The organism is Sphingomonas endophytica, assembly GCF_001476895.1.
GTDB lineage: Bacteria > Pseudomonadota > Alphaproteobacteria > Sphingomonadales > Sphingomonadaceae > Sphingomonas > Sphingomonas endophytica_A.
This window is the reverse complement of record NZ_LDTB01000055.1, coordinates 18,473-31,052: the sequence shown is the minus strand read 5'-3', so window position 1 is coordinate 31,052 and position 12,580 is coordinate 18,473. Positions and strand designations below refer to the sequence as shown.

Genomic DNA, 12,580 nt, shown 5'->3' with positions numbered 1-12,580 from the left:
AGAAGCTGGTCCAGCACGTCCCTGTCGATTGCCATACCGATGGTCCCTTCCATTCCATCCTATGGCCTCCCGCACAAAATTCCTGACAGTCCCGCAGAAGTTCGCCTCCGTCCACGCCGATGTTCACAATCACTTCAGCCTGGAACGCCACCTCATCAATCGACAGACCTACCGGGAACGACGCTCCGCCGCACTGGCGGAGTGGCAGGCACTCGTCAGCTGAACGTCGCCATCAAAGACCCAAATGCATCGTGTGGAGACGGGTTCGCATTAGACTGACAGCACCGTGAGGACGGCTCTCGTTGTAGTCGCGCCGCCAGGCCTCGATCTTTGCCCGCGCGTCCTCCAGAGACAGGAACCAGTGCGTGTTCAAGCACTCGTCCCGAAGGCGGCCGTTGAACGACTCCACGAACGCGTTGTCCGTTGGTTTGCCCGGCCGGCTGAAGTCCAGCGTGACGCCGTTCTCATACGCCCAGCGGTCGAGCGCCTTCGAGATGAACTCGGGCCCATTGTCCACCCGAATGGTTCTGGGTGCACCGCGGATCGACGAGATCCGCGCCATAACCTCGACCACCTGCTCACCCTTGATGCCTTGGTCGACGTGGATCGCCAGCGCCTCACGGGTGAACGCGTCCACCACCGTCAGCGCCCGCAGGCGCCGGCCGTCGAACAGCGCGTCCGAGACGAAGTCCATCGACCACATCTCGTTGGCCGCCGCGGCCGCAGGTTGTCGGTCGCGGTTGACGGCGCTGACGTTGCGACGGGGTTTCTTGAGCCGAAGGCTCAGTCCATCGTCCCGGTAGAGCCGGTAGACCCGCTTGTGATTTACGAACCAGCCCTCCCTGCGCAGCAGGATGTAGATCCTGAAGTACCCGTACCGCGTCCGCGTCGCCGCCAGATCACGGATACGCAGCATCAGCGGCGCCTGGTCCGGCCGATGCGACACGTAGCGCACCGACGACCGGTCGACGCCCAGCGCCGAGCAGCTGCGCCGCTCGCTGACGCCGTGGGACGCCTGGACGTGCGCGACGAGCTCGCGCCGTCGTCCAGGCGTCAGGGCTTTTTTGCCAGAACGTCCTGCAGAATATGCTTGTCGAGGCTTAGATCCGCGACGAGCTGCTTGAGCTTGCGGTTCTCCTCCTCAAGCAGCTTCAGGCGCCGCAGCTCGCCTACCCCAAGCCCGCCGTACACCTTCTTCCAGCGGTAGAAGGTCTGCTCCGAAATCCCCATCCGGCGGATCACCTCCGCCACAGACGTGCCCGTCTCCGCCTGCTTCAGCGCGAACGCGATTTGCTCCTCAGTATGCCTCGTCTTCTTCATGTCCCAACTCCTCGCCCGCAGGCTTCAAAGGGCCGGAAAACTCTCACTCAACATGGATGAAAAAACAGGGAGGACGTCACTAGGTGTGCGTGACAGGCGGGGGGCGGCGGTGGCTTGGGGAAGGTTTTGCTGGTTGATGAAGGTGTTTCGTGCGGTGAGATGCTCGTCGCGTGTCGCTTCCTGAGCCGATAGGACGGGTGTTACGCACGCATCGGTGTCGCGGAACAGCTGTATCCAGTGGTCACGGGGAGCGGTCAGGAACGTGTTTTCGAGCGTTTCGGTCGTCTTCGGCCAATCCTGTTCGCGTTGGGACAGGCCGGCGTCGGTCAGGCCTAGAATGTCGAGCAGTTGCGACCAGAACGCCGGTTCGATCGCGCCCACGGCGACCTCGCGATCGTCCGCGCATTTGTAGGTGCGATAGAAGGGTGCGCTGCCGCCGAGCATGTTGTGCGCGCGGTCGAGCGAGAGGCGGCCGGACGGCAGCAGGCCGGTGAACATCGTCATGAGGTGGCTGACCCCGTCGACAATCGCGGCGTCGACCACCTGTCCTTGCCCGGATCGCTCCCGCTCCCACAAGGCGGCGAGGATGCCGAAGGCGAGGAACATCGATCCGCCGCCGAAATCGCCGACCAGGTTGAGCGGCGGAATCGCGCGGCGGCCCGGTTCGCCGATCGCGTCCAGTGCGCCGGTCAGCGCGATGTAGTTGATGTCGTGCCCGGCGCGGCGCGCCAGCGGACCGTCCTGTCCCCAGCCGGTCATCCGGCCATAGACCAGCGCAGGATTGCGTGCGAGCACCACCTCCGGGCCGAGGCCGAGCCGTTCCATGACGCCGGGCCGGAACCCCTCGATGACCACGTCGGCACGGTCACACTGGTCGAGCGCGGCGGTGCGTCCGGCGTCGGTGCGGATGTCGAGCGTCATTGTGATGCGCCCGCGATCCATGATCGGGTTGGGCCAGCCGTTGCCGCCTTCGCGATCGATGCGGATCACCTCGGCGCCATGATCGGCGAGCATCATCGCGCAATGCGGGCCCGGCCCGATGCCGGCGAACTCGACCACGCGCAGCCCGGTGAGCGCGCCCATCTCAGGCAGCCGCGCGGAAGCCGGAGAGCCGCGCGGCGATGATCGCCTCCGCCTCGCCGACGATCCGCTCGATCAGCTCGCGACAGGTGGGCACGTCGTGGATCAGCCCCTGCACCTGTCCGGCCCAGACCAGCCCGGCATCGAGATCGCCGGTCTCCAGCGCGATGCGGCCCTTCGCACCCGATACGAGGGGGCGAATGTCCTCGAACACCGCCTCGGGTTGCGCGGAAATTGCGACCACCTTGTCGGACACGCTCGTCCTCGCGACGCGCCCGGTATTGTGGAAGCGGCGGAAGATCAGGTTCGTCGCACGCTCGTCATTGGCGACAATCAGCTGCTTGACCGCGTCGTGGATCGGCGCCTCGACCGTCGCGCAGAAGCGCGTCCCCATGTTGATCCCCTCCGCACCCAGCGCGAGCGCTGCGACCAGCCCGCGCCCATCGCCGAACCCGCCGCTGGCCAGCATCGGTACCGTCACCTTGTCCGCGGCGGCAGGGATCAGGATCAGCCCCGGAATATCGTCCTCGCCGGGATGGCCGGCGCATTCGAAACCGTCGATCGAGATCGCGTCGACGCCCATCCGCTCCGCCGACAATGCGTGGCGGACGGCTGTGCATTTGTGGATCACGGTCAGCCCGTGCGCCTTGAAATGCTCGACATGCTCCTGCGGACGATGTCCGGCGGTTTCGACGATGGTGACGCCCATGTCGATGATCGCCTGCCGGTATTCGGCATAGGGCGGGGGGCTGACCGAGGGGAGGATGGTCAGGTTCACGCCGAACGGCTTGTCGGTGAGCGTCCGGCAGCGCGCGATCTCACGACGCAAATCGTCAGGGGTCGGCTGGGTCAGCGCTGTCAGGATGCCCAGCCCGCCGGCGTTCGAGACCGCGGCAGCGAGTTCGGCGCGCCCGACCCACATCATCCCGCCCTGAACGATCGGATGTTCGATCCCGAGCAGCTCGGTAATGCGTGTCCGCAGCGCCATCACAGCGCCTCGACGATGGTCACGTTGGCGATCCCGCCGCCTTCGCACATCGTTTGCAGGCCGTAGCGCTTGCCACGGGCACGGAGCGCGTGGATCAGCGTCGTCATCAGCTTGGTGCCGCTTGCACCCAGCGGATGGCCGAGCGCGATCGCGCCGCCGTTGACGTTCAGCCTCGCCGGGTCCGCGCCGACGTGCCCGGCCCAGGCGAGCGGCACCGGCGCGAACGCTTCATTCACCTCGTAGAGGTCGATCGCATCGATCGACAGCCCGCTCTTCTTGAGCGCCTTGTCGGTGGCGAACAGCGGCTCCTCCAGCATGATGACCGGGTCGCCCGCGGTGACGGTCATGTCGACGATCCGCGCGATCGGGGTCAGGCCGTGTTCCTTGAGCGCGCGCTCGCTGACGACCAGCACGCCGCTCGCCCCGTCGCAGATCTGGCTGGCGTTGGCGGCGGAGATGACGCCGCCCTCCGCCAGCAGCTTCACCGCGCCAATGCTCTCCAGCGTCGCGTCGTAGCGGATGCCCTCGTCGCGGACGTGCGGTTCGCCATCGACCAGCACCGGGACGATCTCCGCATCGAACGCGCCCGCCTCGGTCGCGGCGGCGGCGCGGCGGTGGCTTTCCAGCGCGAAGCGGTCGAGCGCGACGCGGTCGAAGCCGTGCTTTCGCGCGATCATCTCCGCGCCCTTGAACTGGCTGAATTCCGCGATGCCGAAGCGTGCGGCGATGCTTTCGCTGACCGGGCCGATGCCGATCCCTTCCTTCTGGTGAAGCGACAGGTTCGAGAACATCGGCACGCGCGACATGCTCTCCGCGCCCGCCGCGATCACCACGTCCTGCGTGCCCGACATGACCGCCTGCGCAGCGAAGTGGATCGCCTGTTGCGACGATCCGCACTGGCGGTCGATCGTTACGGCGGGAACGCTGTCGGGCAGTTTCGAGGCGAAGACGACGTTGCGCCCGAACGCGAAGGACTGCTCCCCGGCCTGCGTGACGCAGCCGAGGATCACGTCGTCGATCGCCGCCGGGTCGATGCCGGTGCGATCGACCAACGCGTCGAGCACCGCCGCGCCGAGATCGGCGGGGTGGACGCCCGCCAGCCGGCCGTTGCGGCGGCCCCCGGCGGTTCGGACGGCATCGACGACATAGGCTTCGGCCATCGGATCAGGCTCCTTCGAACGAGGGTTTGCGGCGCGCGAGCAGGGCGGCGATGCCCTCGCGCGCTTCGGCTTGGTCGCCGGCGACGGCGATGGTCGCGGCTTCGCGATCGAGATGATCGGAGAAGGTGGCGGTGGCGCCGTCGAGGATCAGGGCGCGCGCCGCGCCGATCGCCGCGGTCGGTGCCGCCACCAGCCGCGCAGCGAAGTCGGCCACGACGGTGTCGAGGTTGGCGTCGTCGGCGAGGCAGGTGACCATGTCCAGCTGCGCTGCCTCTTCCGCCGAAACACGCTGGTTCGTGAGGATCATCGCCTGCGCGCGGCGCAGACCGACGATGCGCGGGAGCAGCCAGCTCATCCCGCCATCGGGCGTCAGGCCGATCGCGGTATAGGCGGCGGTAAAATGTGCGGAGCGTGCCGCGATCACCACGTCGCCGAGCAGCGCCAGACTGAGGCCCGCCCCGGCGGCGGGGCCGTTGACCGCCACGATCAGCGGCTTGGGCATCGTGGCCAATGTCCTGAGCGCGCTGTGGAGCGTGTCGGCCAGCGCGCGCAGGAACGCGTTGGCCGCATCGCCCGCCGCGGCCATCGCGGAGACGTCACCGCCCGCGCAGAACAGTCGGCCAGCGCCGGTCAGCACGACGCAGCGGATCGCGGGGTCGGCGGCGACGTCCGCCGCGACCTCGGCAAGCCGGTCCGCCAGCGCGGGATCGATGGCGTTGCCGCTTTCGGGACGGTTCAGCACGATGCGCGCGACCGCGCCGTCGCGGTGCAGGAGGACGGTGGTCATCGACAGGCCTCCATCGCGTCAAGGGCCAGACGGGCGACCTGCGGAAAGCTGGCGGCGCGGTTGCGTGCGTGCGCGGAGGCGGCGGTGCCGCGGATTACGCGGCCCTTGATCCCGTGGAAGATCGCCGCCAGCCGAAAGAAGTTGAACGCGACGTAGAAGTCGTGGTCCGGGATCGCCGCGCGCCCGGTGCGCGCGCAATAGGCCGCGATATAGTCCTGCTCGGTCGGAATGCCGAGCGCGGCGATGTCGGCGCCTGCAAGCCCCGCGACGATCTCGGGCGGCATCCGGTACATCATCGCGTGATAGGCGAAGTCGGCGAGCGGATGGCCGAGCGTCGACAATTCCCAGTCGAGCACCGCGAGGATGCGCGGTTCGGTCGGGTGGAAGATCATGTTGTCGCAGCGGAAATCGCCATGGACGATCCGCGTTTCGTCGTCGGTCGGGATGTTCGCAGGCAGCCACTCGACCAGCGCGTCCATCGCGGGGTCGCACCCGGCGTCGGTGTCTTCGCGATACTGCCGGGACCAGCGCGCGATCTGCCGTGCGAAGTAGTTGCCGAGGCGGCCGTAATCGCCGAGCCCGACCGCTTCGTAATCGACGCCGTGCAGCGCCGCGAGCGTGGCGTTCATCGCGTCGAAACAGGCGGCGCGATGCTCCCGCGACACGTCGGGGAAGGTGGCGTCCCAGAAGATGCGGCCCTCGACCAGTCCCATGACGAAGAAGGGCGTGCCGATCACGTCGTCGTCTGCGCAGACGCCATGGATCGGCGCGACCGGGACGTTCGTCTTCGCCAGTGCGGTGAGGATGCGCGCCTCACGCAGCACGTCGTGCGCACCCTTCAGCAGCGGGCCGGGCGGCTTGCGGCGCAGCACATAGGCGGCGGTCGGGGTGTGCAGCCGATAGGTCGGGTTGGACTGGCCGCCCTTGAATTGCTCGACCGTCAGCGGCCCTGCGAAGCCCACGACATGCTCCGCCATCCACGCGGCGAGCGCGGCTTCGTCGAAGCGATGCGCGTCGCGGACCGCGGTAGTGCCGGCGTTGGCGGCCTGGCTGAGCGCGCCGGTCATCGCCCGGTCCATGCGGGGGTGCGCTTTTCCGCGAACGCCGCCGGTCCCTCCACCGCGTCCTGCGACGTCATCATCGCGGCGGTGGCGGGATACTCCCATTGCTCGCGCAGGAAACGTTCGGCTGGGGTGTCGAGCCCGCGCAATACCGCTTCCTTGGTGGCGCGCACCGCCATCGGGCTGCACGCGAGGATCTCGGTTGCCCAGCGCCGCGCCGCCGCCAGCATGTCGCCATCGACGACCTCGTTGACGAAGCCGAGCCGCTGGCCTTCCTCCGCGCCGACGCGTCGCCCGGTCAGCATCATCCCCATCGCATTCTTGAGGCCGACGACGCGGGGCAGCCGCTGCAACCCGCCCGCCAGTGCCGCCAGCCCGACGCGTGGCTCGGGCAGCGCGAACGACGCCGAGCGTGCCGCGACGATCAGGTCGCAGGCCAGCGCGATCTCGAACCCGCCGCCCATCGCGACGCCGTTGACCGCGGCGATCACCGGCTTGGCCATGTCGAAGCGCGCGGTCAGCCCGGCGAAGCCGGTCGCCGGGGTCGACATGCCGCCGCCCGACGCCTGCTGCTTCAGATCGTGGCCGGCGCAGAACGCCTTCTCGCCCGCGCCGGTGATGATCGCGACCCATTGTTCGGGATCGGCGGCGAAGGCGTCGAACGCGGCGGCGAGTTCGTCATGTGCAGCGGCGTTCAGCGCGTTGTGCGCTTCCGGCCGGTCGATCGTGACGATCGTCAGCCGCCCCTCGCGCGTGACCTTGATGTAGCGGTACGTCATTTCGCGTCCTTCCGGTCGCGCTTGATCTTCTTGGCGAGGCTCCATTTGTGGACCTCGGTCGGGCCGTCGTAGATGCGGAAGGCGCGGATTTCGCGAAACACCTGCTCGACGATCGTGTCGCCCGTCACGCCCGTACCGCCCATCACCTGGACGCAGCGATCCGCGACGCGCATCAGCGCCTCCGACACCGCGACCTTGGCCATCGAGCTTTCCGCGCCGCCGGGCTCGCCGCCGTCGAGCACGTCGGCGCACCAGTCGACCATCAGCTCGGCCTGTTTCAGGTCGATCAGATTGTCGGCCAGCATGAAGCCGGCGCCCTCGTGGTCGATCAGCGGCTTGCCGAACGCGTGGCGCCGGCACGCGTAATCGGTCGCGATCTCGTTCGCGCGGACGCACGCCCCCAGCCAGCGCATGCAATGCGACAGCCGGGCGGGGGCGAGGCGGATCTGCGCGTACTTGAAGCCCTCGCCGCTGTGCCCCAGCATCTGGTCGGCGGGGACGCGGAGGTTGTCGATGCGTACCACCGCATGGCCGCCGGGCATCGAGTTGTCGATCGTGTCCAGCACGCGTTCGATCACGATCGCCGGATCGGGCAGGTCGACCAGGAACATGCACGCGCCGTCATTCGACTTCGCCATGACGATCCCTATCGCCGCGCCGTCCGCGCCGGTGATGAACGCCTTGCGCCCGTCGACGACCCAGTGATTGCCATCAAGCGTGGCGGTGGTCTGCATCATCGACGGGTCGGAGCCGGCACCGCCGTCCTCGGCGGGTTCGGTCATGAAGAACGCCGACCGCGCCTCGCCGCGCACCAGCGGGTCGAGGAAGCGGCGCTTCTGTTCCGGCGTGCCGACCTTGCCGAGCAGGTACATATTGCCCTCGTCGGGCGCGGCGGTGTTGACCGCCAGCGGGCCGAGTGGCGACAGGCCGGACTGGCGCAGGACATATGCAGTCTCGCGCTGCGTCAGGTGCGTGCCGTCGGGCAGGATGTGCGGGGTCAGCACCCCCGCCGCGCGCGCCTTCTCGCGCAGTTCGGTGACCAGTTCATCGCTCGGCCCGTGTGCGGTGCGGCGCGGGTCGTGTTCGTAGGACACGACCACTTCGCGCACGAACGCCGCGACCCGCGCGCCGATTTCCTCCGCGCGCGCGCTCATCGCGGCGCCATGCGGATCGCGCCGTCCAGCCGGATCGTCTCGCCGTTGAGCATCGGGTTGGTGACGATCGCCTCGACCAGCCGCGCATATTCGTCGGGCTGCCCGAGCCGCGAGGGGAAGGGCACCTGCGCGCCGAGCGAGTCCTGCGCCTCCTGCGGCAGCGTCGCGAGTAGCGGCGTCCAGAAGATGCCCGGCGCGATCGTCATCACGCGGATGCCGTAGCGCGCCAGCTCACGCGCGATCGGCAGCGTCATGCCGACCACGCCGCCCTTCGACGCGGCGTAGGCGGCCTGGCCGATCTGCCCGTCATAGGCCGCGACCGAGGCGGTGTTGACGACCACGCCGCGTTCCTCGCCGACCGGATCGGCGGCGTGCAGCGCGGCGGCGAACTTCGACAGCACGTTGAAGGTGCCGAGCAGGTTGATGGTCACGATCTTCGCGAACGACGCGAGCGGAAGCGGCTGGCCCTCGCGATCGATCACCTTCGCAGGCTGTCCGATCCCGGCGCAATTGACGAGGATGCGGGCCTTGCCGTTGACCGCCTCGGCCTCCGCGATGGCGTTCGCGACCGCGTCTTCGTCGGTCACGTCGACGCGCACGAAGTGGCCGCCGATCTCCGTCGCCAGCGCCTCGCCCATGTCGGCGTTCAGGTCGAAGATCGCGACCTTCGACCCGGCCGCGGCGAGTCGCCTCGCGGTGCCGCCGCCCAGCCCCGAAGCGCCGCCGGTGACGATGGCGGCCATGCCCTCAATCCGCATATCCCACTCTCTCCTGTATATTTTCGTTCGTCAGAGGCCGCGTGCGATCACCATTCGCTGGATGTCCGACGTGCCCTCGTAGATCTGGCAGACGCGCACATCGCGGTAGATCTTGGCGAGGCCATATTCCTCGAGATAACCGTAGCCGCCGAGCGTCTGGATCGCGCCCGAGACGATCGCCTCCGCCGCTTCGGACGCGAACAGCTTCGCCATCGACGCCGCCTGTAGCGCGGGTTGCCCGGCATCCTTCAGCGCGGCGGCGTGCAGCACCATCAGCCGTGCCGCCTCCAGCCGCGTGGCGAGATCGGCTAGCCGGAAGCCGACCGCCTGATGCTCGATGATCGGCTTGCCGAAACTCGCCCGGTCGCGCGCATAATCGATCGCAATGTCGAGCGCCGCCTGCGCCATCCCGACCGACTGCGCGGCGATGCCGATCCGCCCCGCCTCCAGATTGGACAGCGCGATCGCATAGCCGCGCCGCTCCGCGCCGAGCAGCGCGTCGTCGGGGACCATGCAGGCGTCGAAGCGCAAGGCGCAGGTGTCCGACGCGGCCTGTCCCAATTTGTGCTCGACCTTGTCGACCGAATAGCCTGGCGTGTCGGTCGGCACGAGGAACGCCGACATGCCCTTGCGCCCCGCCGCGGGGTCGGTGACCGCGATCACCATCGCCACCTTGGCGATCCGCCCCGAGGTGATGAACTGTTTCGCGCCATCGAGTTGCCAGCCGCCCGCGACCCGCGTCGCGCGGGTGCGCAGCGCGGCGGCGTCCGACCCGGCATCCGCCTCGGTGAGCGCAAACGCCCCGATGGCGTCGCCGGCGATCAGCGGGGGCAGCCAGCGCTCGCGTTGCGCGGGGGAGGCGTCCTTGAGCAGCCCCGACACCATGATCGAATTCTGGATCGACACGATCGTCGACAGCGCGCCGTCGGCGGCGGCGATCTCGATCAGCGCGAGCGCATAGGACACGTAATCCGCCGCCGCGCCGCCCAGCTCGGCAGGCGCGGTCATTCCTAGCAACCCCATCGCGCCCAGTTCGCGGAACAGCTCGGGCGGGAAGCCGCCCGCTGCCTCATAGGCGGCGCCGTGCGGGCGCACCTGTTCCTGCGCGAAGCTGCGCACCGTGTCGCGGATGGCGGTCTGGGTCTCGGAAAGAATCATCTACCGTTCCGACTAAATGCTACTGATGAGTAGGTTGCGTTCCCGCGGGTCGGGTGTCAATAGTCCGGCATGGCCAAAACGATGCCCGCCGAGCCGCCATCGCCGTTCCCCGACCGTGCGCAGCGGCTTGCCAGTCGCGCGGCGAAGCGCGACGCGCTGTTGCTGGCGGCGGTCAGGATGTTCAACGAACACGGCTTTCACGCGACGTCGCTCGATGATGTCGCGGCCAGCCTGGGCGTGTCGAAACCGACAATCTACCACCACCTCGGCAACAAGGATCAGGTGCTGCTGGAATGCGTGTCGATCGGGTTGGGGCAGTTGCGCGAGGCGGCGGCGGTCGCGGCGGCGGAGCCGGGGCGGGGGATCGACCGCCTGCGCGACTTCCTGATCCGTTATGCGCGGATCAACATGGATGATTTCGGACGCTGCGTGATCCGCACCGGCGACGAGGCGCTGTCGCCCGACAGTGCAGCGCGCTTCCGCAGCCTGAAGCGTGAGATCGACGATGCGCTGCGCGACCTGATCGCGGCGGGGATCGCGGACGGATCGGTCGTGGCGGATGATCCGAAGTTGCTGGCGTTCGCGCTGGCGGGCGCGCTCAACTGGCCCGCGCGCTGGTTCGTGCCCGGCGGTACGCTGGGCGCGACCGAGGTGGCGGAGCGGATGGTCGCGATGTTGATCGAGGGGGTCGCGCCGCGCTGACGATTGTTCGTCGCGCGCGCCGATTTCGACATTTCTTGCGCGGCGATTGCCGCCGGTCCGCACGCGTGGTTCCTCCGGGTACAAAATACGATGGAGAGGACAGATGCACCCGGCTGAACATGCCGTCCGGTGGCCGGACAAGGCGGCGGTCGTCATGGCCGAGAGCGGCGATCGCCTGAGCTATCGGCAACTCGACGAACGATCGAATGCCAGTGCGTGGCAGTTGCGCAGCTTGGGGCTGAAGCACGGCGACGTCGTCGCGACGCTGTTCGCCAACGCGCCGGAGGTGTTCGTGTTCGGCTGGGCCGCGCAGCGCACCGGGCTGTACCAGACCGCGATCTCGAACAAGCTGAGCGCGCGCGATATCGCCTATATCCTTGGTGACTCGGGGGCGAAGTTGCTGGTCGTATCGCCCACCTGCCGCGATCTGGCGCGCGAGGCGCTGGCCGGGCATCCCGAACTGGCGGCGTTCGTGTGGGACGGTGGTTACGACCGGTTCGGCGACTGGTCCGCGGCGGTGGCGGGGCATCCGGTTACCCCGATCGCCGACGAGAGTGCGGGGACCGACCTGCTCTATTCGTCGGGCACCACCGGGCGGCCGAAGGGCGTGATGCCCGAACTTCCCGACGGGCCGATCGCGCACGAAACGCCGCTGACGCGGATGGGGGCGGGGTTGTACGGCATGGATGCGGGGACGGTCTATCTGTCGACCTCGCCGCTCTACCACGCCGCGCCGCTGCGCTGGGCGATGACGGTGCAGCGGCTGGGCGGCACGGCGATCGTCATGGAGCGGTTCGAGCCGGAGGCGACGCTGGCGCTGATCGAGCGGCACTGCGTCACCCACGCCACGTTCGTGCCGACGCATTTCGTGCGGATGCTGAAACTGCCGGAGGAGGTGCGTGCGCGTTACGATCTGTCCTCGCTGCGGGCGGTCGTCCATGCCGCCGCGCCGTGCCCGGTGCCGGTCAAGCGGGCGATGATCGACTGGGTCGGGCCGATCCTCCACGAATATTATTCCGGGACCGAGAGTTGCGGCATCACCGCGCTGTCTAGCGAGGAATGGCTGCGCAAGCCGGGATCGGTAGGACGCGCGGTGCTGGGCACGTTGCATATCACCGACGATGACGGGAACGAGCTGCCGGTCGGGGCGACCGGCGACGTCTATTTCGGCGATGGGCCAGCCTTTCGCTATCTCAACGATCCCGCAAAGACCGCCGCGGCGCACGACCATCGCGGCTGGGCGACGCTGGGCGACGTCGGGCATGTCGACGAGGACGGCTATCTGTTCCTGTCTGATCGCAAGAGCTTCATGATCATCTCCGGCGGGGTGAACATCTACCCGCAGGAGATCGAGAATCTGCTCGTCACCCATCCGGCGGTCGCGGACGTCGCGGTGATCGGCGTGCCGTGCGAGGAGATGGGGGAGATGGTGCTGGCGGTGGTGCAGCCTGCGCCGGGTGTCGTGGCCGATGACGCTCTGGCCGCGGAGTTGCGGGCGTTTGCGCGGGTGGCGCTGGGGGGCGTGAAGACGCCGCGGCGGGTTGACTTCGTCGCCGAGCTGCCGCGTGAGCCGACTGGGAAATTGGTCAAGCGCACGCTGCGGGAGCGTTATCTGCGCCCGCAATGACGTGAT

12 protein-coding genes and 1 pseudogene are annotated in these 12,580 nt (G+C 68.3%); 3 read left to right on the top strand and 10 right to left on the bottom strand.

What is annotated here, in order from left to right:
• Nucleotides 1–94 precede the first annotated feature (94 nt).
• Nucleotides 95–223: pseudogene (locus NS334_RS17755) on the top strand (IS6 family transposase); the annotation flags it as partial.
• 9 nt (nucleotides 224–232) lie between these two features.
• Here NS334_RS17755 and NS334_RS17750 read toward each other — a convergent pair.
• The 10 genes from NS334_RS17750 to NS334_RS12850 form a co-directional block, all read right to left on the bottom strand.
• Nucleotides 233–1,320 (bottom strand): IS3 family transposase gene (locus NS334_RS17750; RefSeq protein WP_206542657.1). Its coding sequence is split into 2 segments (ribosomal slippage): nucleotides 233–1,068 and nucleotides 1,068–1,320, totalling 1,089 coding nucleotides; the frame shifts between segments, so codons are not numbered across the junction.
• A gap of 24 nt (nucleotides 1,321–1,344) precedes the next feature.
• Nucleotides 1,345–2,403 (bottom strand): CaiB/BaiF CoA transferase family protein, encoded by a 1,059-nt coding sequence (locus NS334_RS12890; protein ID WP_058756364.1) that lies wholly within the window; start codon nucleotides 2,401–2,403, stop codon nucleotides 1,345–1,347.
• A gap of 1 nt (nucleotide 2,404) precedes the next feature.
• Nucleotides 2,405–3,388, bottom strand: a complete 984-nt coding sequence (locus NS334_RS12885; RefSeq protein ID WP_058756363.1) for an NAD(P)H-dependent flavin oxidoreductase — start codon at nucleotides 3,386–3,388, stop codon at nucleotides 2,405–2,407.
• Complete coding sequence (locus NS334_RS12880) at nucleotides 3,388–4,548, bottom strand: acetyl-CoA C-acetyltransferase (RefSeq protein ID WP_058756362.1); 1,161 nt, start codon at nucleotides 4,546–4,548, stop codon at nucleotides 3,388–3,390. Before NS334_RS12880 ends, NS334_RS12885 begins: the two co-directional genes overlap by 1 nt.
• Before the next feature lie 4 nt (nucleotides 4,549–4,552).
• Complete coding sequence (locus NS334_RS12875) at nucleotides 4,553–5,335, bottom strand: enoyl-CoA hydratase/isomerase family protein (RefSeq protein WP_058756361.1); 783 nt, start codon at nucleotides 5,333–5,335, stop codon at nucleotides 4,553–4,555.
• Nucleotides 5,332–6,402 carry a phosphotransferase gene (locus tag NS334_RS12870; RefSeq protein ID WP_058756368.1) on the bottom strand — a complete coding sequence of 357 codons (1,071 nt, stop codon included), beginning with the start codon at nucleotides 6,400–6,402 and terminating at the stop codon, nucleotides 5,332–5,334. The genes NS334_RS12875 and NS334_RS12870 overlap by 4 nt, the downstream gene beginning before the upstream one ends.
• Entirely contained in the window at nucleotides 6,399–7,175 is a 777-nt protein-coding gene (locus tag NS334_RS12865) for an enoyl-CoA hydratase-related protein (protein WP_058756360.1), read from the bottom strand. Before NS334_RS12865 ends, NS334_RS12870 begins: the two co-directional genes overlap by 4 nt.
• On the bottom strand, nucleotides 7,172–8,329 hold the full coding sequence (locus NS334_RS12860) for an acyl-CoA dehydrogenase family protein (protein ID WP_058756359.1): 1,158 nt from the start codon (nucleotides 8,327–8,329) through the stop codon (nucleotides 7,172–7,174). Before NS334_RS12860 ends, NS334_RS12865 begins: the two co-directional genes overlap by 4 nt.
• Nucleotides 8,326–9,087, bottom strand: coding sequence for an SDR family NAD(P)-dependent oxidoreductase (locus tag NS334_RS12855; protein ID WP_058756358.1), 762 nt, complete (start codon nucleotides 9,085–9,087; stop codon nucleotides 8,326–8,328). The genes NS334_RS12860 and NS334_RS12855 overlap by 4 nt, the downstream gene beginning before the upstream one ends.
• Nucleotides 9,088–9,117: 30 nt before the next feature.
• Nucleotides 9,118–10,245, bottom strand: coding sequence for an acyl-CoA dehydrogenase family protein (locus NS334_RS12850; protein WP_058756357.1), 1,128 nt, complete (start codon nucleotides 10,243–10,245; stop codon nucleotides 9,118–9,120).
• Nucleotides 10,246–10,314: 69 nt separating this feature from the next.
• Between NS334_RS12850 and NS334_RS12845 the strand changes: the two genes are divergently transcribed.
• Nucleotides 10,315–10,947, top strand: coding sequence for a TetR/AcrR family transcriptional regulator (locus NS334_RS12845; protein ID WP_058756356.1), 633 nt, complete (start codon nucleotides 10,315–10,317; stop codon nucleotides 10,945–10,947).
• Between the two features lie 103 nt (nucleotides 10,948–11,050).
• Nucleotides 11,051–12,574, top strand: coding sequence for an acyl-CoA synthetase (locus NS334_RS12840; protein WP_058756355.1), 1,524 nt, complete (start codon nucleotides 11,051–11,053; stop codon nucleotides 12,572–12,574).
• Nucleotides 12,575–12,580 lie beyond the last annotated feature (6 nt).